This window comes from Sporanaerobium hydrogeniformans (genome assembly GCF_002735925.1).
GTDB classification, from domain to species: domain Bacteria; phylum Bacillota; class Clostridia; order Lachnospirales; family Cellulosilyticaceae; genus Sporanaerobium; species Sporanaerobium hydrogeniformans.
In genome coordinates, this window is sequence record NZ_PEDL01000008.1 from 38,012 (window position 1) to 61,452 (window position 23,441).

The following is a 23,441-nucleotide window of genomic DNA, read 5'->3' on the forward strand; positions in this document are numbered from 1 at the left end:
ATTATTCTATTTTATGTATAAACTACTAAAAAAAGACAATACTATACTCGTATAATTATTACTTTTAGAAAAGGAGTCGAGTTATTCATGAAAAAATTTTTAGTAGTTGTCAGTTTTGTGCTCATGAGTTTAACATGTGTAGGTTGTACAACCACTACGGAAACACCAGCACCTGAAACAACAACACCTATACAAACAACAACACCAGGCACAGTTACACCCGGTACAATAACACCAGGTACAGTTACACCCGGTACAGTTACACCCGGCACAATAACACCAGGTACAATGACGCCAGGTACAATGACACCAAGTACAACCACACCTTAAAGCTACTAGTTTAAATTGAGCCTCTAAAAAGATTGACTTTTAGTTTTATCTTTTTAGAGGCTTTTTCATATTCCTTTTTAAGAAGTACACCGTATTCTTTCTAAACATGTTATAATAAAAAAGTTGCTAATTTACTTGTTCACATAGAAAGGATTCTGATTATGAAAGTACTTTTATTGGCACTTAATGCCAAGTATATACACACTTCATTAGCTTTACGCTCCATTAAAGCTTATTGTAAAGCTTATGAAGAACAAATAACCCTTTTAGAAACGACTATTAATAACCAAGAAAACGAAATACTCCATATGATCTATCAAGCACAACCTACCCTATTAGGAATTTCTTGCTATATTTGGAATATGCAATTTGTAAAAGCTTTATTGCCTACACTTAGAAAAATCTTACCTGAAACTACCATTATTTTAGGAGGTCCAGAGGTTTCTTATGAATCAGAGGATTTACTTTACTCCTTACCTATTAATGGATTAATAATTGGAGAGGGGGAGGAGACTTGGAAGGAGTACTTAGATTATCGTATTCAAGGTAAAGGATATCTTTCAGAAATAGCAGGACTTGTTTATAAAAATGAAGACGGTATTCGTCGAAATAGACCTCGAAAACCTTTAGATTTAGACACACTTCCTTTTGTCTATGATACAATGGCAGATTTGCAGCATAAAATTATCTATTATGAAGCCTCTAGAGGATGTCCTTTTAACTGCCAATACTGTCTTTCTTCAGTTGAAAAAGGGGTACGTTTTGTGCCACTTGAAAAAGTCAAAACCCATCTTAAATTTTTCTTAGATGAAAGGGTTAAGCAAGTTAAGTTTGTAGATAGAACCTTTAATGCACATAGAGACTATGCTTTAGCTATTTGGCACTTTCTTATTACCAATGATAATGGACAAACTAATTTTCATTTTGAAATTGCTGCTGAACTTCTTACAGACGAAATGTTAGAAGTATTAAAAGCAGCACGACCTGGCCTTATTCAGTTCGAAATAGGTGTTCAGTCTACAAACCTAAAAGTATTAGATATTATCCAGCGTAAAATGCCTTTTGAAGAAATCAGAGAAGTAGTGCTTAAGATTAAACGTTTAAAAAATATCCACCAACATCTTGACTTGATAGCAGGCTTACCAGAAGAAGATTATACCTCCTTTAGCAAGTCCTTTGATGATGTTTTATCTGTGAGACCAGAGCAATTCCAATTAGGGTTTCTAAAGGTTCTTAAAGGCTCAGGATTAAGATGCAACGCAGAAAAATATGGACTTGTTTATAAAGAAGAACCTCCCTATGAGATTCTTTATACAGATGCACTACACTATGATGAACTGGTTCGTTTGCACGGTATTGAAGAGTGTGTAGAGCGTTATTACAATAGCCAGCGTTTTGGACTAACCTTAGAATATTTATTTGCTGTTTATGCAAGTCCGTTTACTTTTTTTGAACGGCTTTCTGAATTTTGGGAAAGACGTGGTTATCATCAACTTGAGCATAATAAACTTGCTTACTCTACTAAACTTTTAGCCTTTTGTGAAGAGGAACAAAAAGTACCTCTAGATGCAATAAAAGACTGTTTAAGGTGGGATTATCTCTTAAAAGAAAACTTAAATGAAATCCCGAAGGAGTGGCAAAGTTTAGATCAATCCGTTTATAAAGAGCGAAATAATGCTTTACTGAAAGATGAGCTTTGGATTCAAAAAACGCTTCCTCATCTTACTACTGCCATTCCAAGACAGCGTTTTCGCCTAACACGAATTGAATATTTCAAATATGATGTAGTAACTGCCTATCATCAAGGATTAGAGCCGACCTTAACTCTACTCAAAGAGCCCATCGGCATTTTATTTGATTATTCACAAAAGCCTCCAACCTTTAACGTATTATTATAAGGAGATTCTAATGAAACAATCTGAACAAATTAAAGGACTTTTAACTACCTTAGATACCTTTTATCCTAAAGAAGTTATTTGTTATTTGCATCACGAAACACCCTGGCAGCTTTTAATTGCCACTATTTTAAGTGCACAATGTACTGACGATCGCGTTAATATGGTTACACCTGCACTTTTTAAAAAATATCCTTCAGTAGAAGCCTTTGCAAAAGCTGATCTTACTGAACTAGAAGAAGCCATTCGAAGTACAGGCTTTTATAAAAATAAAGCTAAAAATATATTAGCATGTACACAAAAGTTAATGACAGAGTTTGGTGGAGAAGTACCTTCTGATATTGATGCTCTTGTCACTTTAGCAGGAGTAGGGCGTAAAACAGCTAATGTAGTTCGGGGTAATATTTTCAAAATTCCTAGTATTGTAGTGGATACTCATGTGAAACGTATTACCATTCGTTGGGGACTTACATTAAGTGAAGACCCTGTTCAAATTGAAAAAGACCTTATGCAGCTTTTACCCAAAGAGCACTGGATTCGCTATAATACACAAGTTATTGCTCATGGTCGTGCTATTTGTACTGCACGTCATCCTAAATGTACACAATGTATGTTTTTGACACTCTGTCCTTTTGGTCTTAGAAATATTTTAGAGAAACTTCCTTTTGAAACACAAGTAGCTTTTGAAAAGGGACATATGTACTAAAAAAAGCTAGTCATTGACTAGCTTTTTTACGTTTAAAACGCTTTTTTGAATGTTTCTCAGCATATTCTTTTAAGATATCTTGATAAAAAGTCTCTGCATTATGTCCAAAAACTTCTGCTGAAAGCGGCTTAACCGAATGAACAGCATTTTCACCAAGTTTTTGACGATAAGAAGGATCCGATAAAAGCTTTTGTAAAATCCTACTTAATTCTTGAGGAGTATGGAATAAACAACCATTATAGTCATCGCGTATAAGACCTGCTACACTCTCATCTTCTTTAGCCACAACTGGAAGAGAGGATGCCATCGCTTCTGCAAAAGTAAGACCTTGTGTTTCAGATACAGATGCACTTACAAAAACATCACCTATTTGATAAAACTTTCCAATGCTTGACCAAGGTTGCATACCTGTAAAAATAACAGCCTGGCGTATCCCTAAATTATTAGCAAGTTCTTCTAGCTCCAAACGTGCAGGCCCATCACCAACAATCACTAATTTTGCTTGAGGAACTTCGGGTAGTAGTAAAGACATAGCCTCAATAATTACATCAATGCTCTTTTCTTTAGCTACTCGCCCAATGAATAAAATAATAGGCTGGTCTAAAGGAATATTAAAAAGTTGTTTTAAATTATTAATTTCATCAACGGAATATGCTTTTTGGTCAAAAGGGGAAAAGTCAATACCTGTAGGAATAATTCTTATAGGTTTTTTTACTCCATAATTTTTAAGTAAACGTTCCGTCTTTTTAGTAGGAGCCACAACACCATCTACTCCATTACAAAAAGATTTACTGTACTTACGAGCAATTTTAGGTGAAAGCTCGATTCCTTTTGAAACATAATGCATGTACTCTTCATACATAGTGTGATAAGTATGGACAATAGGGATTTCTAATCTTTTAGCTACTAATTTTGCAAAAATACCTAGGGAAAACTCTGTTTGAGAAAGGACAATATCAAGCTTAAGCCGTTTAATCTTACGAAGCATACGATTAGAATACATAATTCCTACACGTTGCTCCTTTAAAAAGATAAAGGGAAGACTAGCTAAACGATAGACATCCTTAGTATCCTTTTCAGCATCAGGATGTGAAATAGTAAACACATAGACATTATGACCTTGCTTACGTAACTCTTTTTCAAGTGTAACAATGGAGCTTACAACGCCATTTACTTGAGGCAAATATGTATCCGAAAAAATACCGATATTCATCTGTTATCATCTCTCTTTCATTTACAAGTTTCCTGTAGTTCATCTATATGATGAAGTACTTTGGACAAATAAGGTGAAGTTAGAAGCTTGGTTTGTGCTAAAACTTTAAGTCTAGTAAGACGGGTTGTATTTTTTTGTTTGCTATAAAGCTCTGCAAGTATGAAATAAGGTCTTGAACGATCACACCCATAATCTAAAGCATATTCTAAGGTTAATTGTGCTGCTTCTGTATAGTTTTTTTCATTTAATATAGTACCATACTTTATGAGAATGTCTATAAAAGTATCATAATTTTTTTCATACGTAATAAGAGTATCTAAATGATTAATACCATATAGTTTCTTAAGATCACGATTACTTTTTTCCTTTAAGTTAACCATAGGAAGCTTTCCTATTGTAAGAACCTTTTGATAAAGTGATTCTAATTCTACATCAGGTGAAGCGGGAATAGCCTCAGTATTGATTGGAATAAAAAGCTCCTGAGGCAAGGTACCTCTTACTACCTGTGATGCTTCTAATTCCTTTTCAAAAAATTCTTCAAGGATTTCCTCTTTACTTCGAGAAGAAGTTCTTATTTTGTATCTAAGTGTTATAAAATAAGTAATGATACCCAATACTAGCAAAAGTAAAGGATATAAACTTTGCCATTTAAACATAATTTACCCCCTCTCCATGACTTTATTTAGATTATAATATAATTTCTATGTAATGGAAAGGCTAGAATATGCTATAATGAAGCGTAATCTTTAAACAAAGGAAGTTATAGGATGAATTTAAATGAAAACCAACTTCAGGCTGTAAAGTGTCCGTTGGGACCAACTATTGTTATTGCGGGACCTGGTTCAGGTAAAACACAAGTCATTATTCAAAGACTCTACCATATGATTACTCATCTGCATTGTAGTCCTCAGTCTATCTTGGTAGTTACTTTTAGTAAGCTAGCCGCTCTTGAAATGAGAGAGCGTTATATAAAAAGCTATGGGGCTTCCTCCATTACTTTTGGTACACTTCATAGTGTCTTTTATCGTCTGCTAAGACAGTATGACCCTTTACGCTATGATTTAAGTAACTTACTTAGTGAAGATGAAAAAAAGAAAGTCATTCAAAAACTGTATATAGGATTAGAAGCAGAAGAATATGAAGATTTTGTTGAGGAATTTCTAAGACATCTGACACTTATGAAAAATCAACTTATCGAAGCTAAACATTATTATCCTGATGGACTTTCTAGGGAGCTCTTTCTAAAACTCTATCAGCAATATGAACAGTACAAAGAAAGACATCAAAAATTCGATTTTGATGATATGCTTGTTCACTGCTATTTTCTTTTAAAACAGGAGCCCTCTCTTTTACAACGTATTCATCAGCGTTATCACTATTTACTTATTGATGAATTTCAAGATATTAATGTTGTTCAATTTGAAATCATCAAGCAGTTAACAGGTGACCAGGCACAACTCTTCGTAGTAGGAGATGATGACCAAAGTATTTATAAGTTTCGTGGTTCTAAACCTGAGTTTTTATTGGATTTTAAAAAACACTTCCAAAAGGCTCATGAAATTTATCTTTCTGCCAATTATCGCTGTTCTGGACATATTGTTCATTACAGTTCAGCTTTAATTAGTGCTAACAAAACACGTTATCCTAAAGAGCTTACGACCCCTAATCCTCTAGGTCCTTTACCACAAATGATTGATTGTAAAACAGGTGAAGAGCAAGCACAAAAAATACTTGAACAATTGATACATTATAAAGAACAAGGACAGGCATGGAAAGAAATGGCTGTTATTTATCGTACCAATCTAGGTGCAAGGCCTATTGTTCAGGCTCTACTACAAGCTAATATCCCTTTTTGTTTAAGAGATGGGATGATGACCTTATATCATCAATGGGTAACACAAGATATTTTAGCCTACTTGAAATTAGCTCAAAATCCACAAGCACTTGAACAAGCATTACGTATCATCAATAAACCTAAACGTTATATAAGTAAGTCTATTTTAGCACGCACAACGACCTTACCTGGTTCCCTGTTATTTAATTTATTAAAAGAGGAAGAGCTTTCTGAGTGGCAAAGAAACTATATTGATAAGCTTATTTATGATTTGCAGTTACTACGCGAAAAGAAATTAAAAGAAGGAATTACTTATATAAGACATACTATTGGATACGATAACTATATTACGGATTATGCATCTTATCGCAAAATACCTGTTATGCCTCTCTTTGAAGTACTTGATGAGATAGAGGAGAGTGCTCAGAACTTTTCAGAAGTTATAAGTTGGGAAGCTTTTCTTAAAGAAATGGCTGAACAAATTCAGCAGAGTACCACTAAGCAAAAGGCTATGTCAGATGTCTTGACATTAACAACAATGCATGGTTCAAAAGGTTTAGAGTTTCAAAGTGTCTTCATATTAGATGTAATAGATGGGGTTATTCCTCACCAAAAAAGTAGTCATGATATAGAAGAAGAACGCCGTCTACTTTATGTAGCTATGACTAGAGCAAGGGAAAATCTTCTACTTTATATCCCAAGTGAAAAACATGGTAAACCTGTTACACCCTCTCCTTTTATTGCAGAGTTAAGACAACCGTTTTTAGCAAATTATTTTAAAGTAGGACATTTTATTTATCACCGTGCTTTAGGAAGAGGGAAAATTATAGAAGTTCAAGATAATTATTTACTACTTGTCAGGTTTAAGGGTGAAAAAATTCGAAAAATAGATGGTAACTATTGTCTTAATAATGGTATAATTAGATGGGAGGAAGAATAACATGAAAATGACAAATAATACACGTAAAAAACGTTCACTAAATATTTTTAAACAATCTCATAAATACAAAAAAGTTATGGCAAGTGCAGTTAGTCTCATTATTGTTATAAGTATGATAGGTAGTTTAATTGTTCAATTTTTTGTAAATTAACTATACTTCCTTGTTAAGGGGGAGTATAGTTTTATATCAGTATGGCATACTAAAATGAGAGTCTTATCTCAACAGCTAGGAGGCGCTACAATGAGTAAAATGCGTACTTTTAAATGGATTATTCTTATAACCTGCATTGTTTTAGCAGGTATTGCTTTGGGTACTGCTATTTACATATATACAGAAGTAAGTAAATTTGATAAGGTTTTTGCATCCAATATTTGGGTGGAGGATTTTTCCATAAGTGGACTAACTTATGAAGAAGCACAAGAAAAGCTAGAAGCTTATTGTAAAGAACAGGATAAAGGCAAAAGTCTCATCCTCTCTAAGAAGCAAGTAGCTGTGGATATTCCTTTTAATGCGTTAGGTTTTACCTATGCTATTAAAGAAGTTCTAGATGAAGCTTATGAAATTGGACATCAAGGAAATTTATTGGAACGTTACCATTATGCTAAAATGGAAAAACCCACTAAGCATACCTTTGAATTAACTAAAACCTATAATAAAAATAAGCTTACTGAAATAATTGCATCTAAAAAAGAGGCTTTTTATATTGCACCTATTGATGCAACAATTACTCGTAAAAACCGTGCTTTCATTATTACCTCAGAAATACCCGGAGAAGAGTTAGATCTTCCTCTTACAGTAGAACGTGTAGCTGCAGCATTAGAAAACACCTCGGAGGTACCTATAAAAGTTGAAGTAGTTACCAAAGAAGTTCCTGTTCAATTTACTAAAGAATCTTTTAATCCTATCCAGCAGCCTATTGCAAGTTTTTATACCTCTTATAATAATGCTGACCCTGATCGAAATATAAATTTAAAGGTAGCAGCAGATAAGATTAATAAGCAGCTTTTACCTGGTGAAACCTTTTCCTTAGCTCAGCAATTAGAACCCATTAATTTTGAAGCTGGATATCGTAATTCAAAGGTTATTGTTAATGGTAAATTAGAGCAGGGAATAGGAGGTGGTGTTTGTCAAATTGCATCTACACTGTATAATGCTTTGCTTTTAACGAATGTAGATATCAATATGCGCCAAAATCATTCACTGCCAGTAGCCTATGTTCCTCTTGGACGTGATGCAACCTATGCCTCAGGTGCTATTGATTTTCAATTTAAAAACAATAGTAATTTACCCTTATTTGTTGAAAGCTTTTGTGAAAATAATAAAGTATATGTAAATATCTTTGCTTCACCTACTTTAAAACCAGAGAATACTATTAAGTTTACATCTGAAATAACAGAAGTTATTCCGGCACCTCAACCTCAAAGAATAAATGATCCAGAGTTAGAAGAGGGGACTGAAGTAGAAGAAGTAACTGCTCTAGATGGAAAAAGAGTTAAACTGTATCGTTTGTTTTACGATAAAAATAATAAATTAATTAATAAAGAAATAATTAATAGCAGTTATTACCGTCCACGGGCAGCTGTTATAAAGGTAGGTAGTAAAAAAACAACTCAGCCAACTTTTAATACACAAGAGCATTCATTGCCGATACAACCTACTAACGAACAACCCTTTATAGACTTTGAATTACCTGGCATAGAAGAACCACTTCCTTCTCCACCTTTAGATGACTCTTTTATAAAACCACAAAATTAAAAAGCTAGAAGAACTTTAAAAGGTTCTTCTAGCTTTTTATTATTAACCTTGTGGAACAGCAAAGGGGTCATAATCATCTGGATTAGGGCTAGGTGATGGATTTACTACTGGGGGGAGAGAAGGGCTTGGGGTAGGCGATGGTGTTGGTAATGGACTAGGTGATGGACTAGGCCATGGGAAGGTTGGCCAACCCCCTTCATCATCTGGAAGCTCTTCTTCAGGTTCATCAATAACAGATCCATGGATATCACAAATCTCACCACGTATAACAGGGTCTTGACTTGTGGTATCACGTTTAATTATACGTTTTTCAAGTATATCTTTTGGGCAATACTCATTAGCTATTTTACCTGATTCCTTACATACATCAACTTCCACATGAATATCACATGTTTCAGTAGGTACAGTATCTTTTGTAAAGTACTCAGACTCTATCACATGATCTGGATCTGCCTCACAAAGCTCTGTTGCTAGTTTTCCTGAAAGCTTACAAAGTTTTACTTCCATAACACTATCATCTGAAATATTAGGTTTAGGGAAGGTTTTATAGGGTAATCCTTCATGGATTTCATTCATAATTTTTCCCCATATATCGAGATGGTAGCTTCCATTTGCTACAATTTCCTTTTGTGTATCATGCCCTGTCCAAATCGTTGCTACATAATAAGGTGTGTAACCTGCAAAGGTTAGGTCCACACTATTAGTTGTTGTTCCGGTTTTACCTGCTACTGGCATAGAATTAAATGTACTACGTAAACGACGTCCAGTTCCCTCTGGCTGAGTCATAACATCTTGCATCATATCTGTTAAAATATGTGCTGTATCTGTTTTAATAACTTGATGTGATTTTTGAGCATGTGCTTCTGATGTATTATCTAAAAGTACAGTTCCGTCGTGGGCTAATACTTTTGTGTAAAGGATAGGCTGCACATACATCCCGTCATTAGCAATAGCACCAAAAGCTGCATTAAGTTCCAAAGGTGTAACACCTTTAGTCAAGCCACCTAAAGGTAAAGATTGTACTTTATCATTAGCTGAAAGTGTTGTAAAACCAAAGTTTTGCAAATAATCATAGGCTGTATCTATTCCTACTAATTGAGTTGTCTTAACAGCCAAAACGTTCATAGATTTATAAATAGCACGACGAATAGGTGTTGGTCCTTCAAATTTTCCATCCCAGTTTCTAGGAGAATAAGGTTTTCCTCCTGGATTTTGAAGTGTAATGGGTTCATCAATTAAAAGTGTATTAGCAGAAATAACACCTGTATCTAATGCGGGCGCATAAGCTGCTAATATTTTAAAGGTTGAACCGGGTTGCCTTGTAGCAGCTGTAGCACGGTTAAAGCCACGCCCAGCTTTATCGCCACGCCCACCAGAAAGCGCTTTTACTTGCCCATTACGATAATCCATAACCACAAAAGCTGCTTGAGGTTGTGGAATTCTTAAAAGTGTTTCTTTTTGAATTTTATCTGCAGAAGTAATACCCCATGTTTCTAGCTTATCCTTTTTAAAGCTTTCAATATCCTCTTCACTTTTTACAATGCCTTCACCACCATAATTGGATATTTTGTCTTCACCAGCTTTTTTTACAGATACACTGTAGCTGAGTTTAAGCTGATAGGCTGATTGAGGGTAGAGGCTTTCATCTTCAATATACGTATCAACAATTCCCTGCATTCTTTGATCTAAGGTAGTATAAATACTAAGCCCTCCGCCATAAATAAGATTATTAGCCTCTGTAGAAGTCATGCCTTTTTGAGCTTGTAAATCATCAATAACTTGTTGAAGTACTGCATCTACAAAATAACTATGTCCAGACTTTTCTTGATAAATCTGATCGACTTCCTTAATATTTTTATAAGGGTCCTCAGCTAAGGCAGCATTTTTTTGCTCTTCTGTAATCATGCCTTGCTCATACATTTTTTGAAGGGCTATTTCTACTTTCTCACGGTTATTTTGAGGATTTCTAATAGGGTTATAACGCGTAGGAGCTTGTGTAATAACCGCTATCACTGCACTTTCAGCTAGGGTAAGTTCTGAGACATCCTTACCAAAGTAACGCTGCGAAGCAGCTTGTACGCCTTTTACACCTTCACCTAAAGCAATGGTATTAAGATAGTACTCCAAAATCATATCTTTGTCATAAAGTTTTTCAAATTCAACGGCAAGGTATTGTTCCTGTATTTTACGCGTAAGTTTTTTTTCTGTTGTAAGGATATTGTTTTTAATCAACTGCTGCGTAATGGTACTTGCACCTTCACTGAACGTTCCTGATTGTAAGTTCTTAACAATAGCCCGAAAAATCCCTCTTATATCAATCCCGTTATGTTCATAAAAACGTTCATCCTCTAATGCAATAAAAGCATCTCTTAAATAAGTAGGAATTTTGTCTAAAGTAACATAGATACGGTTATCAGCACCTGAAAAAGTATCAATTTCTACATTATTTTCATCATAGACAAAAGAAGTAAAATTTGTAGTAGGTTTAAGTTGGAGTTGTGAGACATCAGGTGTGCTCTTAATAATACCAATAAAGATTCCTAATCCTCCACCTACAATAGCAAAGAGTCCAATGACAATAGCCATAAATAAAATACGGAAAGTTAGTATTTTTCCTTTGGTACGTTTTTGTTTATTTGGATTCTTTTTATTATCTTTTTCTAATTTTTCACGTGAATCTTTCGAATAATTCATACGGTTCATCCTCCTCAATAACTCATTATAGCAAAGATAGGGGCTAGGGGCAAATTACAATTTGATTAAGTCGTCCTGACCTTTTAAAACTTTGAATGTGTACAGGTTATACTGAATATACTTTGTACAAAGAAGGCTATAGGAGGCTTATTTATGCCAGAGATTATCTACAATCCCCAAAAAAGCATAGCGCACAAAAAAGGGCGCCGAAAGCTGTTAAAAAACCGAATCTTCTATTTGTTTATTATTGCCCTAGCAATAGGGGTTTATATACAATTAGATCAACAAATTTTTCCGAGTGTATTAGCTATGGCTAAAGTACAGGCCCATACTGTAGCAACACGTGCCATCAATCAAGGGATTACCCAAACACTTTTAAGTCACCAAACGTCTATGGAGGACCTCATTACCTGCCATTATAATAAGAATGGAGAGATAACTTCATGGGAGGTTAATTCTGTACTTATTAATAATCTGTGCGCCGACTTATCAGAAAATGCTTTAAATGAACTTCATGATATAGGGCTTGTTAAATTTAAAATTCCTATTGGAAATGCCTCTGGAAGTAAACTCTTAGCCAGTTTGGGTCCTGAAATAAACGTAGATGTTCTACCTTTAGGAATGGTTCGTGTGAATTATGAAAACGAACTACGTTCTACAGGAATTAATCAGGTGAATCATACCGTTTGGCTCGATGTAGAAGCAACGATTCAAGTTGTTGTCCCACTTTTTTCAGAAGAGATCACTGTTCATCGTAAAGTAGTTCTTATTGATAAAATGATTGCTGGAGTCGTTCCACCTACCTATGTTAATGTGCCCAAAGAGGAGATGTTAGAGCTCCTTCCCTAGTGCATCGTTCATAATTCTTATATTTCAATTAAAATATTATTGTCAGTGTATAAGATATCATGCTATATTTATGGGTATTGGAGTATAAATTTAAAGAGTAGAGGTATCGATGTAATGAGTAATATGAATTTATCCGAATTGTTTGGGAAAAATGTATTTGATGACAATGTCATGCGTGAAAGATTACCTAAAAGTACTTACAAGCAACTTCATCGTACGATTGATGAAGGACTTACTTTAGAAGCAAGTGTGGCAGAAGTAGTAGCCAATGCCATGAAAGACTGGGCAATTGAAAGAGGAGCTACCCATTTTACCCATTGGTTCCAACCCATGAATGGGAAAACAGCAGAGAAACATGATTCTTTTTTATCACCTACATCTGATGGTCGTGTGATTATGGAGTTTTCAGGTAAAGAACTTATTAAAGGTGAAGCAGATGGCTCTTCCTTCCCTTCAGGAGGGATTCGTCAAACCTTTGAAGCAAGAGGTTATACGGTATGGGATTGCACTTCACCTGCCTTTTTAAAAGAAGATGCGAGTGGAGTAGCTCTTTGTATTCCAACTGCTTTTTACTCTCACACGGGCGAAGCTTTAGACAAGAAGTCTCCTTTACTACGTTCAATGGAATGTATTCAAGCTGCATCTCTACGTATTTTAAATCTGTTAGGTGAGACAAATGTCCGTAAAGTAACGGCTACAGTAGGGGCTGAACAAGAATATTTTCTGATAGATAAACGTCACTATCAACAACGCAAAGATCTTATTTTTACTGGACGTACTCTTTTCGGCGCTCAACCACCTAAAGGTCAAGAGATGGAAGACCATTATTACGGAAGTATTAAAGAAAAAATTGCAAAATACATGCGTGAAATTGATCTAGAACTTTGGAAATTAGGTGTACCTTCTAAAACAAAACATAATGAAGTGGCTCCAGCTCAACATGAATTAGCTCCTCTTTTTGCAACATCCAATGTAGCTTGTGACCAAAATCAATTAATTATGGAAGTCCTTCAAAAGGTAGCCAATCATCATGATCTTGCCTGCCTCCTTCATGCCAAACCTTTTGCAGGTATTAATGGTTCAGGAAAACATGTCAATTGGTCATTAGCGACTGATACAGGGAGAAATATTTTTTCACCAGGGAAGCATCCTCATGAAAATAAAATATTTCTTATCTTTTTAGTAGCTGTTATTAAAGCAGTAGACAAATATAGTGATCTTTTAAGAATGTGTGCAGCTAGTGCGGGTAACGACCACCGTTTAGGTGGACATGAAGCACCACCAGCCATTATTTCGATTTTTCTTGGAGATGAGCTTACTAATATCCTAGAGCATATTGCTCATAATGAGGCTGTTGTAGAAGAAAGACGTCAGTTAATGGAAATGGGTGTCTCTACTTTACCTAAACTAAAAAAGGAGTCTACTGATCGTAATCGTACATCGCCTTTTGCTTTCACAGGTAATAAGTTTGAATTCCGCATGTTCCCTTCTTCAGAGTCCATTGCAGAAGCAAGCACCATTATGAATACCATTGTTGCAGATGCTCTAACTGACTTTGCAGAAGAACTTGAAAAAGCAAGTGACCTAGATAAAGCCATTAATCGTCTTATAAAAGATACTTATCTTAAGCATCAACGTATTATCTTTAATGGAAATGGTTATTCAGAAGAATGGGTAGAAGAAGCAAAAGCAAGAGGCCTTTCTAACTACGCAACAACAGTAGATGTTTTACCAAGCTACATCAGTGAAGAATCCATTTCTCTATTTGGAAGAATGCAGGTTTATAATGCTACTGAAATCTTTGCACGTTATGAAATCATGTTAGAGGAATACTACAAAGTAATTAATATCGAAGCTAAAACAATGCTTGATATTGCAAAGAAACAAATTTTACCAGCGTGTATTTATTACTCGACAGAAGTAGGAAAAAATGTAGAAGTTTTAAAACACATTGGTAGTTTTGATATTACTGCACAGCTAGCTATTCTTGATGATTTAACCAAAGGCATTGCAGAATTTAAAAGAGCTATTGATGCATTAGATGAAAAAGTTATAGAAAGCAATTCTATTAAAGAGAGTCTTGAAAAGGCACGTTTCTTTAAAAATGAAATTCTGCCTTGTATGGAGCATTTACGTAGCATTTCAGATATGCTAGAAAATCAAGTGGATGAAAAAGTTTGGCCATTGCCTACTTACGGCGAAATACTCTTTAGAGCTTAAAAAAAGGCATTGCAAGACAACGTTTTGCAATGCTTTTTTGATTAAATAAAATAAAGAATGGATATTTTTCTAAAAGATGTGCTATAACTATAATAAATGTTAATAGGATTAAAAGGCAGGTGTTTATATGATTGTTACAGTAGCGCCCTTTCCATCTATTGAATACATATACCAAATTGATAGGCTAATGCCTCATTGTGAAATAGAAGCATCCCATGTTTCCTTAAGTATTTTATCCAAATGTATTCATAGTGCCGAAATTATTAAAATATTACAAGGTGAACCTCTTTTACTAAGTAGTTTAGGTGGATTTGCAGGTAAATACATTAAGCATTACCTCGATAAAGCTAAAATTAAATCAGACATTATTTGGTCTGACTTAGAAACGCCTCATAAAATGAAAATAGTATTAGAAAGTTCCTCCGATACCTATTTATTACAAGCAGGGCAAGGACAATTCGCGCAGTCAGAAGCCCTTCACAAACGCATGATTAAATTGACTCAAAAGCTACGAACGTATTTAAATCAAGTTTCTACACTTGTTATAGGAGGCTACCTACCTGATTGCATAGAAGATGATTTCTATGGTTTATGGATTAAAGAGGCTAAAAAATACAACATTAAAACTCTTATTTCTACTGGTCAACCCAAGCTTTTAGAAAAAGTTATTGAAGAAAGTCCTTATGCTCTTCTCTTTACTGAAAAGCAATTAGAAACATTAGGTATCGTTTACGCAAATGAACATGAATTACTCACACAGCTCCTACCTTATTTCGATAAAGGCATTCACTATATAGGACTTTATCTTAAAGAAAAGGGTGCCTATATGCTTTCTAAACATAAGCTGTGTGCCATTTCATTTCATAATCAAGTCTCTTTATCTAAAGAAAATACTGCAGCAAGTGGTGCCTTTTTAGGTGCTTTTGCTATTGGTATTCAGCGAAAGTATGAACAAGAAAAATTTTTTAAAATGTGCACAGCCGCTGCACTTGTTGCTTGCTGCGATGTAGATAGACCCTTATGTAGTAAAAAAGATGTAGATACCTTTGCGAAAAAGTTAAAAATAAGAGAGATTAATTTATCATCATTTTAAGAATAAGAAAGGAAATAGTTTAAATGGAAAATAAGCAAGAACGTTTAATACTTGTAGCAGCTCAGAAAAAAATTCACCCTGAGTCAGAAGCTTTAGAAAGCTTAGATGAATTAGAAGAGCTTGTAGAGACTGCTGGAGGACAAGTTCTTTTTAAAGTTTTACAACGTGTGGATCGAATAAATGCAGGTCTCTATATTGGTTCTGGAAAAGTAGAAGAACTCAAGGAACGTATCCAGCAAGAAGGTGCTACAGGCGTTGTATTTGATGACGAACTTTCACCTATACAAATGCGTAATCTAGCCCTGGCTTTAGAAGCAAAAGTTATGGATCGTACTATGATTATTTTAGATATTTTTGCTTCACGTGCTCTTTCTAAAGAAGGAATTATACAAGTAGAAATGGCTCAGCTTAAATACCAGTATTCGCGTTTAACAGGGTTTGGAGAAATGCTTTCTAGACAAGGCGGTGGTATTGGTAGTAAAGGACCTGGGGAAAAAAAATTAGAACTTGATAAACGCCACATTAAAGTACGCATGGAGATTCTTAAAAACGAGCTTCTTGAGATTGAAAAGCATCGCCAACTTATTCGTTCACGTCGTGAAAAAAACAGTACACCTGTTATTGCTATTGTAGGGTATACCAATGCTGGAAAATCCACTTTACTTAATGCCCTATGTGGAAGTGATGTCTATGTAAAAAATCAGTTATTTGCTACCCTTGATCCTACCACACGTTCCGCTAAATTACCAAGTGGAGGAGAGATTCTTGTAACGGATACAGTTGGATTTATTCGCAAATTACCTCATCATCTTGTAAAAGCTTTTTATTCTACTCTAGAAGAGGCTAAATATGCAGACATTATTTTACATGTTATGGATATGAGCTCTCCCCATCTAAAGACACATCAAACTGTCGTGCAGGAAACGCTTAGTAAGCTTGGTGTACAAAATATCCCTATCGTTGCCGTCTATAATAAAGTAGATAAGGCGCCAGACATCTATCCTAAAACAGAATGGGCAGAACATCACCTTGAAATTTCAGCTAAACAAGGATTTAATATAGATAGTCTTTTAGCTTGCATTGAAGAAATTCTCTACAGTAGTCGTAAAACCTTTAAAATTCATGTCCCCTATAATGCACAGGAGGTTGTAGCATTTTGTCACAAATATGGGGAACGTTTGCAAGAAAGCTATGAGTCTGAATATGTTTATTTAGAAGGTTACCTACCACATAATAAATTTTATAAAATTGAACCTTATTTAGTTCCTTAAAGTTTGTCGAATTTCCATAAATAGATACTTAAAATAGTTATTTTCTCTTTAAATTTTAAAAAAATATCGCAAATTAATAGTTTTTTATCATTAATAATTGTTCCTTTTCTGAAATATTAGGTTAAAAGTCTTTAAAGCTCTTTCTTTTTTGTTGAAACCCGTAAAAAAGACAACTCTGCTGACGATAAGTTTTTGTGTAAATTATTTAGAAAATATTGTATAATTTTTTTAGTAATTGAGTTGTAAAGTTGGAGGGGAAAAATGGTTATTGAAAAAATTCATGTAGGAACAGTTCAGTTAAATGCCTTTGAAGTAAGTTATTATCAAATAAAGAGAGAAGATTTTTACGGGATTGAGGTTATTGAACGCTATAACGACAGAATTTTAAGCCAAAGCGAATATTTCACAGAAATAGAAGCGCTTGCCCAACAATTAGTTACATGTTGTTTTAATCATCTAGTAACACATACTACTTTAATCAATATTATTGATGATTTTATAAGTGAGAGAGATGCGATAAGCATCTAAGAAAGAGCCTATGGAATGAGCCCCGTAGGCTCTTTCTTGCGAGAACTTACTTTTTTATGCTATGATACACATAGATTTTTAAATAGATAGCTTAAGAATAAGGTGGAAAAATGATTAATTATAAGACGATTATCAATCCCAGCGAAGTAGAAATCATTGAGAAAAAGTCACGATTTATTGCTACTGTAATCCCTGTAGCTACTCAAGAAGAAGCAGAACAAGCCTTACAGCAACTACGAAAAAAATATTATAATGCCACCCATAATTGCTTCGCCTATCAGATAGGTGAAAAGAATCAAATTCAACGTTGTAGTGATGATGGCGAACCACAAGGCACAGCAGGTAAGCCTATTTTAGATATCCTTAAAGGATATGGTACTCAAAATACACTTATTTGTGTAACACGTTATTTTGGAGGTACTTTATTAGGAACAGGAGGACTTGTAAGAGCTTATAGTCGGGCTGCTAAAGAAGGGATTTTAGCTGCAGGCATTAAGGAAAAACGCGTTATTCAGCTCTATATTTTGAATATGTCCTATTCTTTATTAGGAAAGGTACAACATTTGTTAGCTGAAAAGGGATATGTTTTAAGAAATACAACTTATCTTGAAACAGTCACTTGTGAGGTAGAAGTTGAGGTAGGACATCAGGAGGCCTTTTGTAAATGGCTTACAGAAAACACTAATGCCGAAGTTCTTATCACAGAAGGTGAATTAACCTATATTGATGTGCCTTTAGACGTATATTGCTAAAGAAGACGCAGTTGTGCTAGAATAGTAAAGTGAGAATTGAAGTGATTTACTTAAGGAGGAAGAATAGAAATGTCTGGACATTCAAAGTTTGCCAACATTAAGCATAAAAAAGCTAAAAATGATGCGCAAAAAGGAAAAGTATTTACAAAAATTGGACGTGAAATTGCTGTAGCCGTTAAAGAAGGAGGTTCTGATCCTTCTGTTAATGGAAAGCTTCGTGATATTATTGCAAAAGCAAAATCAAATAATATGCCTAATGATACAATTCAACGCAGTATTAAGAAGGCTGCTGGTGAAGATGGCGCTGTTAACTATGAATACATTACTTATGAAGGCTATGGTCCAAATGGAGTCGCTGTTATTGTTGAAACCCTTACAGATAATAAAAATCGTACAGCAGGTAATGTACGTTCTGCTTTTACAAAAGGTAACGGAAATATGGGAACAAGTGGGTGTGTTTCCTTTATGTTTGATAAAAAAGGGCAGATTGTTATCGAAAGGGAAGCCACTGATAAAGACGAAGATGAACTTATGATGCTTGCCATTGAGGCGGGTGCAGATGATTTTGAAGCAGAGGAGGAAGGCTTTACTATCACAACAGCTCCCGAAGCTTTTGGAGAAGTACATGCTGTTCTTGAAAATGCAGGTATTGAGATGGCCGAAGCATCTGTAACTATGGTTCCTCAGACATGGACAACTCTTACTTCAGAAGCTGATATCAAAGCCTTTAACAAAATGATTGACCTCCTTGAAGACGATGATGATGTACAAGAAATCTACCATAACTGGGACGAAGAATAATACTTTTTAAACAAAACCCCTTATAACTTAGGCAGGAAACTCACCTAGGTTATAAGGGGTTTTATTTCTATTTTTATTAAATAGTATCTAGGGGCACATTTGCCTTTTCTAAATCTTGACGTTGTTTTTCAAAAATAAGCTTCGTTAATAAATTCTCTATAGGACGTTCCATTTTTAGGAAACGGATACGATGTGCAAAATTCCCAGAGACCGTTGGATCGCCTAAGAAAAGAACCTCACCCATTAACTCAAAGGGTTTGTCCATAAAATTAAACTCTAAATAAAGACGATTACCTTTATGAAGCTGCTCTTTACTAACAAGACACATCCCTCCTGTACTAATGTTAACAGCTGTTGCTTGATAAGTAGGAAGTGTATTTAATATTTCTTTATCTTTTTCAGCCCTATCGATTAAAATGCGATAAGTAAGTGGTATAAGTATATCTAAACGAAAAAATTTACGTTGTTGTTTTTTTACTAAAGGCGAGACAATTTGAACACTATAATAAAGAATATCTTTTTTTCTATAATGTCTTTTTATTCTCACAGTAGCCCCATACATACCTGATTTAGAAATAAATATCATATTCAATTTTTTCTCTGCCTCAATAAGCACCCAATTTAATTTATCAAGTGGTGCTTCAATAATCAATTTATCCTCTATCCATTGAACTAATTTCGTAATATAAGTCTTTTCCTTAACTGTTAAATGAAGCTTTAAATTAATATCTTTTAAAAGTGCTTCTTTATAACGTTCTATGGATTTTTGTATTTCCATTTCGGTCGTTGCCAAACTAAAACCTCCTCATCTCTATATCCATTAATCCTTATCTTAATTATTATACCTTAGTATTGGATAATCTTTCAACACCTACATACATTTAAAACACTTGCAAATAACAACAGAATGTGCAACAATAAGCTTTGAATAAATTCAAGATCATGAGTTAAAGAGGTTAGTTCCATGAGAAAAATTATTTGTGTCACCCTCAATCCAGCTATGGATCATACCGTTTGTATAGATGGTTACAATGAAGGACATGTGAATGCCATTAAAGAACATTTTTATGAAGTTGGTGGTAAAGGTATCAATGTTGCCAAAGTCCTTAAAAATTTTAAAATTGATAGTATTGTTACAGGTTTTGTAGGAAGTAACTTTCCAGATACTTTTCGTACTAAACTCATGAAAAGAGGTATTGAAACTAAATTTTTTAAACTTTTACAAAATACACGAATTAATATTAAACTGATTGATATGCAAAAAGGGTCTTGTACTACGTTTAAAGAAGAAGGACCTTTTGTACCTGAAGAACTTCTTGAACGCTTTATTAATTCTTTCTCACTTATGTGCCACCCAGGAGATTATGTGATTTTAACAGGTGCCATTCCAACGGGTATCCCTTCTGATATTTATGTTTTGTTAACACAGCTAGCAAAAGAAAAGGGAGCAACCGTTCTCTTAGATTGTGAAGGGCAACTTTTAAAAAAAAACTTGTTTGCTCAACCAGATATTCTAAAATTAAACTATCGCTCTTTAGTTCCACAAAAAAGATGGGGAGACTTAACTAAAGAAGACTTACCTTCTCTTGTTAAATGGATAAAATCTCATTATGAAGGGAAAGCCCTTATTTCACTTGGACAGTTAGGAGCTCTTTGGATTACGCCTCAAGAAACCTATTATGCTGAAGCAATTGAGCTTGGCATTAAACTTAAATATCCTGTGGGAGCTGGAGATGCCATGGTTGCTGCCCTAGTTATGAGCCAAATAGAAGAGTTTAATGATGTTACTACCTTAAAATATGCCATTGCTTGTGCCACAGCCTGTGTGGCTAAAAAAGATCCTTGTAGTTGTACCCCAGCAGAAGTCAATGAACTACTGAGTCAGGTGGTTATTCAATCGTTTATATTGGATTAAAAGGAGTTAGAGTCTATGAAAAAAAGCCAACTTATAGAAGGTCAAATAGAAGAAGTCATTTTTCCCAATCGTGGTCGCTTGACCTTTGAAGACGAACCCGTTTATATTCCTGGTACTTTTAAAGATCAAATTATAAAAGCGCAAATTATTAAGCGTAAAAAAGGTAATTGGGAAGGACGCCTTCTAGAAGTTATTAAAAATCCCCCCCATTTTATTTCACCTGTCTGTCCATACTTTGGCTCATGTGGTGGTTGTAGTTCTCAAGAAGTCCCTTATGTAAATCAAATAGAACTTAAGCATGAGCAAGTAAGAAAGCTTTTACACAAAGCAGGAATAGAAAACTATGAAGATTTAGGTATCTTACCAAGTCCTGAAAAATTTCACTATCGTAATAAAATGGAATTTAGTTTTGGTGATGCTATTAAAGACGGTCCTATGACCCTAGGAATGCACCGTAAACATAGTAGTTATGATATTTTGACAGTAGATGGCTGCAAACTTGTAGAAGAAGATTACAGCCTTATCTTGCGCACAGTTTTAGACTACTGCATAAGCAAAGGCTTACCTTATTATCACAAAACCTCTCACCAAGGCTTTTTACGTTATTTAATCATTCGCCAATCTAAAAGCTTTAATGAGATAATCATTAACCTTGTTACAACCACACAAATGGTTCATGATTGGGGTGAACTTATAGAACAGCTTAAAGCCTTACCACTTCATAATCGTTTAGTAGGGGTTTTAAATACTCTTTCTAATACCTTAGCAGATGCTGTTAAACCAGAAAAAGTTATTTTATTAGAAGGCAAGGATACTTTTATGGAGAAGCTACTTGGACTTTGCTTTCAAGTTTCACCTTTCTCCTTTTTCCAAACCAATACACGTGGTGCAGAAGTGCTTTATAAAAATGCTTTAGACCTTATCGATAACCTTAATGATAAGATTGTCTTTGATCTTTACTGTGGTACTGGAACTATTTCACAAATTATGGCCACAAAAGCTCAAAAAGTCTATGGCATTGAACTTGTAGAAGAAGCTGTAGAAAAAGCTAAAGAAAATGCTGCTCTTAATGATCTTACCAATTGTCAATTCATTGCAGGTGATGTACTCAATCAAGTGGATAAGCTTTCTGCTAAACCAGATATCATCGTTCTTGATCCACCAAGAGAAGGCATTCATCCCAAAGCAATCCAAAAAATCATTGATTTTGGGGCTAAAGAACTCCTTTATATTTCCTGTAAACCCACTTCGCTGACAAGAGATCTTCCTATTCTGAAAGAAGCAGGCTATCATGTTGACAAAGTACTTTGTGTTGATATGTTCCCTCAAACCGTGCACGTTGAGACTGTAGTGAAGCTTAGTAGATAAAACCTATATATATCAAGGCTTAGAGCGATTTTTCGTTCTGAGCTTGATGTGTTTTTAGGGTGTTTTATGGTAACAACATGTTCCTAAATGAGTAGGGGGGATACTAAAGCGCGTAAGTCGGTAGTTTACGCGTAAAAGTATAAGGCAACGCGAAAAGGTTTGTAATTAGTCCATACTGCCTATACAATAATAATAAATGAATTAAAATGTGAAAGGTGATTTATATGAAGAAAAGGTACCTGGTAATAATCTTAGTGTTTATTTGCTTTAGTTCCCTTGTTTTAGCTGGAGATATACCTGAATCAATTATGCTAGGAGAGAATAAGGGTTTGCTTATTGGTAAGCTCTCTATTCAAGCAGATATGTATACTATAATGCCTTCTACTATCATGATGGGAGAAGTACTAGCTGAAGAAATTACAGTTGATAAGTTTGATTCCTATTATGGTACAGCAGATAAACCTTTAGATGGAGATATAATAGTAGCTGTGCTGATAAATGATCATCAAATAGATGATAGTTGGGTATTTAAATGTACATCTGAGGACTATAAGACATTAAAACTTGTTAGTGAGCGCTATAATATAGTAGAACGATATGAGAAATACATTAATGATGGGGAATATTTTAGAGCACAACAAAAGTTAAATAAAAATAACACAACAGATGCTATAGAAACTGAACAAGTTTTAGATACCAATGTGACAGTTAAAGATTCCGTAAATAAGCTAGGGACTAATATACCAGGTATAGGTATTTCTATTCTATTGTTTATCACCTTTATAATCTTCATAGTATTTAAAAGAACACAGAATAGAGGTAAATAGCATGGATGGAACAAAGAGAAGTAACATTAAACTAGGAGCAACTGTTCTAGTTGTTCAAAAGCAGGATCAACGTACTGGAAAGCTAACAGAAGGAATAGTGAAAAAGATACTTACCAATTCACCAGAGCAATATCATGGAATAAAAGTAATGCTAGAGAGCGGTATTGTAGGGCGAGTGAAAGAGCTAAGATAAGACTACTGCTAAAAGATACATAGGGGGATAATAGTAGGTCTACCCGTAACATTGAAGTTTAGACTAACTATTACACATTGAGATGGTAGTAAAGCTTATCAAGTAAAACCTAGAACCATCAAGATTCTAATCTTTTTGCCGTTTGTAGAGTTGTGTACTTTTAGGGTAAAAGTTGGACTATTAAAAAATATGGATGATAGGGATAGCCTTATGCCACAAGGCATACTTTTTAGCAAATAGTTAAACCTAAAATAGA

General features: G+C 34.6%; 21 protein-coding genes. 17 read left to right on the forward strand and 4 right to left on the reverse strand.

The window, feature by feature from the left end; genetic code table 11:
• Positions 1 to 87 precede the first annotated feature (87 nt).
• The 3 genes from CS063_RS09055 to nth all read left to right on the forward strand — a co-directional run bounded on the left by CS063_RS09055 (position 88) and on the right by nth (position 2,931).
• A complete protein-coding gene (locus CS063_RS09055) occupies positions 88 to 330 on the forward strand; it encodes a hypothetical protein (protein WP_099449378.1) in 243 nt (80 codons plus the stop codon).
• 161 nt (positions 331 to 491) lie between these two features.
• The gene (locus CS063_RS09060; RefSeq protein ID WP_099449379.1) at positions 492 to 2,228 is read left to right on the forward strand and encodes a B12-binding domain-containing radical SAM protein; all 1,737 of its coding nucleotides are present in this window, start codon (positions 492 to 494) and stop codon (positions 2,226 to 2,228) included.
• Between the two features lie 10 nt (positions 2,229 to 2,238).
• Entirely contained in the window at positions 2,239 to 2,931 is a 693-nt protein-coding gene (gene nth, locus CS063_RS09065; RefSeq protein WP_099449380.1) for an endonuclease III, read from the forward strand.
• A 10-nt stretch (positions 2,932 to 2,941) separates the two neighbouring features.
• On the opposite strand, the gene CS063_RS09070 is transcribed toward nth, so the two are convergent.
• Positions 2,942 to 4,144, reverse strand: a complete 1,203-nt coding sequence (locus tag CS063_RS09070; RefSeq protein ID WP_099449381.1) for a glycosyltransferase family 4 protein — start codon at positions 4,142 to 4,144, stop codon at positions 2,942 to 2,944.
• Positions 4,145 to 4,161: 17 nt separating this feature from the next.
• Entirely contained in the window at positions 4,162 to 4,800 is a 639-nt protein-coding gene (locus CS063_RS09075) for a hypothetical protein (RefSeq protein ID WP_099449382.1), read from the reverse strand.
• Positions 4,801 to 4,911: 111 nt separating this feature from the next.
• On the opposite strand from CS063_RS09075, the gene CS063_RS09080 reads away from it, so the two are divergent.
• From CS063_RS09080 to CS063_RS09085, 3 genes are all read left to right on the forward strand, one after another.
• Complete coding sequence (locus tag CS063_RS09080; RefSeq protein WP_099449383.1) at positions 4,912 to 6,918, forward strand: ATP-dependent helicase; 2,007 nt, start codon at positions 4,912 to 4,914, stop codon at positions 6,916 to 6,918.
• A 1-nt stretch (position 6,919) separates the two neighbouring features.
• Positions 6,920 to 7,069 carry a hypothetical protein gene (locus CS063_RS17635; protein WP_180270738.1) on the forward strand — a complete coding sequence of 50 codons (150 nt, stop codon included), beginning with the start codon at positions 6,920 to 6,922 and terminating at the stop codon, positions 7,067 to 7,069.
• 90 nt (positions 7,070 to 7,159) lie between these two features.
• Positions 7,160 to 8,674 carry a VanW family protein gene (locus CS063_RS09085; protein WP_180270739.1) on the forward strand — a complete coding sequence of 505 codons (1,515 nt, stop codon included), beginning with the start codon at positions 7,160 to 7,162 and terminating at the stop codon, positions 8,672 to 8,674.
• A 42-nt stretch (positions 8,675 to 8,716) separates the two neighbouring features.
• Here the strand turns inward: CS063_RS09085 and CS063_RS09090 are convergent, their stop codons facing one another.
• Entirely contained in the window at positions 8,717 to 11,368 is a 2,652-nt protein-coding gene (locus CS063_RS09090) for a transglycosylase domain-containing protein (protein ID WP_099449385.1), read from the reverse strand.
• Positions 11,369 to 11,521: 153 nt separating this feature from the next.
• Here CS063_RS09090 and yunB point away from each other — a divergent pair, with 153 nt between their 5' ends.
• The 7 genes from yunB to CS063_RS09125 all read left to right on the forward strand — a co-directional run bounded on the left by yunB (position 11,522) and on the right by CS063_RS09125 (position 18,882).
• Positions 11,522 to 12,217 carry a sporulation protein YunB gene (yunB, locus tag CS063_RS09095; protein WP_099449386.1) on the forward strand — a complete coding sequence of 232 codons (696 nt, stop codon included), beginning with the start codon at positions 11,522 to 11,524 and terminating at the stop codon, positions 12,215 to 12,217.
• A 114-nt stretch (positions 12,218 to 12,331) separates the two neighbouring features.
• On the forward strand, positions 12,332 to 14,437 hold the full coding sequence (locus CS063_RS09100) for a glutamine synthetase III family protein (protein ID WP_099449387.1): 2,106 nt from the start codon (positions 12,332 to 12,334) through the stop codon (positions 14,435 to 14,437).
• A gap of 127 nt (positions 14,438 to 14,564) precedes the next feature.
• Entirely contained in the window at positions 14,565 to 15,530 is a 966-nt protein-coding gene (locus tag CS063_RS09105; RefSeq protein WP_099449388.1) for a 1-phosphofructokinase family hexose kinase, read from the forward strand.
• Between the two features lie 23 nt (positions 15,531 to 15,553).
• The gene (gene hflX / locus CS063_RS09110; RefSeq protein ID WP_180270740.1) at positions 15,554 to 16,801 is read left to right on the forward strand and encodes a GTPase HflX; all 1,248 of its coding nucleotides are present in this window, start codon (positions 15,554 to 15,556) and stop codon (positions 16,799 to 16,801) included.
• 261 nt (positions 16,802 to 17,062) lie between these two features.
• Positions 17,063 to 17,329 (forward strand): DUF6514 family protein, encoded by a 267-nt coding sequence (locus CS063_RS09115; RefSeq protein WP_099449389.1) that lies wholly within the window; start codon positions 17,063 to 17,065, stop codon positions 17,327 to 17,329.
• Positions 17,330 to 17,439: 110 nt separating this feature from the next.
• A complete protein-coding gene (locus CS063_RS09120; RefSeq protein ID WP_099449390.1) occupies positions 17,440 to 18,081 on the forward strand; it encodes a YigZ family protein in 642 nt (213 codons plus the stop codon).
• A gap of 69 nt (positions 18,082 to 18,150) precedes the next feature.
• Entirely contained in the window at positions 18,151 to 18,882 is a 732-nt protein-coding gene (locus CS063_RS09125) for a YebC/PmpR family DNA-binding transcriptional regulator (RefSeq protein ID WP_099449391.1), read from the forward strand.
• A 76-nt stretch (positions 18,883 to 18,958) separates the two neighbouring features.
• On the opposite strand, the gene CS063_RS09130 is transcribed toward CS063_RS09125, so the two are convergent.
• Positions 18,959 to 19,675, reverse strand: a complete 717-nt coding sequence (locus CS063_RS09130) for a flagellar brake protein (protein WP_099449392.1) — start codon at positions 19,673 to 19,675, stop codon at positions 18,959 to 18,961.
• Positions 19,676 to 19,846: 171 nt separating this feature from the next.
• On the opposite strand from CS063_RS09130, the gene CS063_RS09135 reads away from it, so the two are divergent.
• The 4 genes from CS063_RS09135 to CS063_RS09150 all read left to right on the forward strand — a co-directional run bounded on the left by CS063_RS09135 (position 19,847) and on the right by CS063_RS09150 (position 23,185).
• Entirely contained in the window at positions 19,847 to 20,797 is a 951-nt protein-coding gene (locus tag CS063_RS09135; protein WP_099449393.1) for a 1-phosphofructokinase family hexose kinase, read from the forward strand.
• A gap of 15 nt (positions 20,798 to 20,812) precedes the next feature.
• Positions 20,813 to 22,165 carry a 23S rRNA (uracil(1939)-C(5))-methyltransferase RlmD gene (gene rlmD, locus CS063_RS09140; RefSeq protein ID WP_099449394.1) on the forward strand — a complete coding sequence of 451 codons (1,353 nt, stop codon included), beginning with the start codon at positions 20,813 to 20,815 and terminating at the stop codon, positions 22,163 to 22,165.
• A gap of 224 nt (positions 22,166 to 22,389) precedes the next feature.
• Complete coding sequence (locus CS063_RS09145) at positions 22,390 to 22,992, forward strand: hypothetical protein (protein ID WP_099449395.1); 603 nt, start codon at positions 22,390 to 22,392, stop codon at positions 22,990 to 22,992.
• 1 nt (position 22,993) lies between these two features.
• Positions 22,994 to 23,185 (forward strand): YwbE family protein, encoded by a 192-nt coding sequence (locus CS063_RS09150; RefSeq protein WP_099449396.1) that lies wholly within the window; start codon positions 22,994 to 22,996, stop codon positions 23,183 to 23,185.
• The last annotated feature ends 256 nt before the right edge of the window (positions 23,186 to 23,441 follow it).

Bases quoted from the DNA above. Each gene is read 5' to 3' on its own strand.
- CS063_RS09145 (WP_099449395.1), top strand. From the start codon at position 22,390: ATGAAGAAAAGGTACCTGGTAATAATCTTAGTGTTTATTTGCTTTAGT.
- CS063_RS09085 (WP_180270739.1), top strand. From the start codon at position 7,160: ATGAGTAAAATGCGTACTTTTAAATGGATTATTCTTATAACCTGCATT.
- CS063_RS09100 (WP_099449387.1), top strand. From the start codon at position 12,332: ATGAGTAATATGAATTTATCCGAATTGTTTGGGAAAAATGTATTTGAT.
- CS063_RS09135 (WP_099449393.1), top strand. From the start codon at position 19,847: ATGAGAAAAATTATTTGTGTCACCCTCAATCCAGCTATGGATCATACC.
- CS063_RS09090 (WP_099449385.1), bottom strand. From the start codon at position 11,368: ATGAATTATTCGAAAGATTCACGTGAAAAATTAGAAAAAGATAATAAA.
- CS063_RS09105 (WP_099449388.1), top strand. From the start codon at position 14,565: ATGATTGTTACAGTAGCGCCCTTTCCATCTATTGAATACATATACCAA.
- CS063_RS09070 (WP_099449381.1), bottom strand. From the start codon at position 4,144: ATGAATATCGGTATTTTTTCGGATACATATTTGCCTCAAGTAAATGGC.
- CS063_RS09120 (WP_099449390.1), top strand. From the start codon at position 17,440: ATGATTAATTATAAGACGATTATCAATCCCAGCGAAGTAGAAATCATT.
- yunB (WP_099449386.1), top strand. From the start codon at position 11,522: ATGCCAGAGATTATCTACAATCCCCAAAAAAGCATAGCGCACAAAAAA.
- CS063_RS09125 (WP_099449391.1), top strand. From the start codon at position 18,151: ATGTCTGGACATTCAAAGTTTGCCAACATTAAGCATAAAAAAGCTAAA.
- hflX (WP_180270740.1), top strand. From the start codon at position 15,554: ATGGAAAATAAGCAAGAACGTTTAATACTTGTAGCAGCTCAGAAAAAA.
- CS063_RS09080 (WP_099449383.1), top strand. From the start codon at position 4,912: ATGAATTTAAATGAAAACCAACTTCAGGCTGTAAAGTGTCCGTTGGGA.
- CS063_RS09075 (WP_099449382.1), bottom strand. From the start codon at position 4,800: ATGTTTAAATGGCAAAGTTTATATCCTTTACTTTTGCTAGTATTGGGT.
- CS063_RS09060 (WP_099449379.1), top strand. From the start codon at position 492: ATGAAAGTACTTTTATTGGCACTTAATGCCAAGTATATACACACTTCA.
- CS063_RS09115 (WP_099449389.1), top strand. From the start codon at position 17,063: ATGGTTATTGAAAAAATTCATGTAGGAACAGTTCAGTTAAATGCCTTT.
- nth (WP_099449380.1), top strand. From the start codon at position 2,239: ATGAAACAATCTGAACAAATTAAAGGACTTTTAACTACCTTAGATACC.
- CS063_RS09055 (WP_099449378.1), top strand. From the start codon at position 88: ATGAAAAAATTTTTAGTAGTTGTCAGTTTTGTGCTCATGAGTTTAACA.
- CS063_RS17635 (WP_180270738.1), top strand. From the start codon at position 6,920: ATGAAAATGACAAATAATACACGTAAAAAACGTTCACTAAATATTTTT.
- rlmD (WP_099449394.1), top strand. From the start codon at position 20,813: ATGAAAAAAAGCCAACTTATAGAAGGTCAAATAGAAGAAGTCATTTTT.
- CS063_RS09150 (WP_099449396.1), top strand. From the start codon at position 22,994: ATGGATGGAACAAAGAGAAGTAACATTAAACTAGGAGCAACTGTTCTA.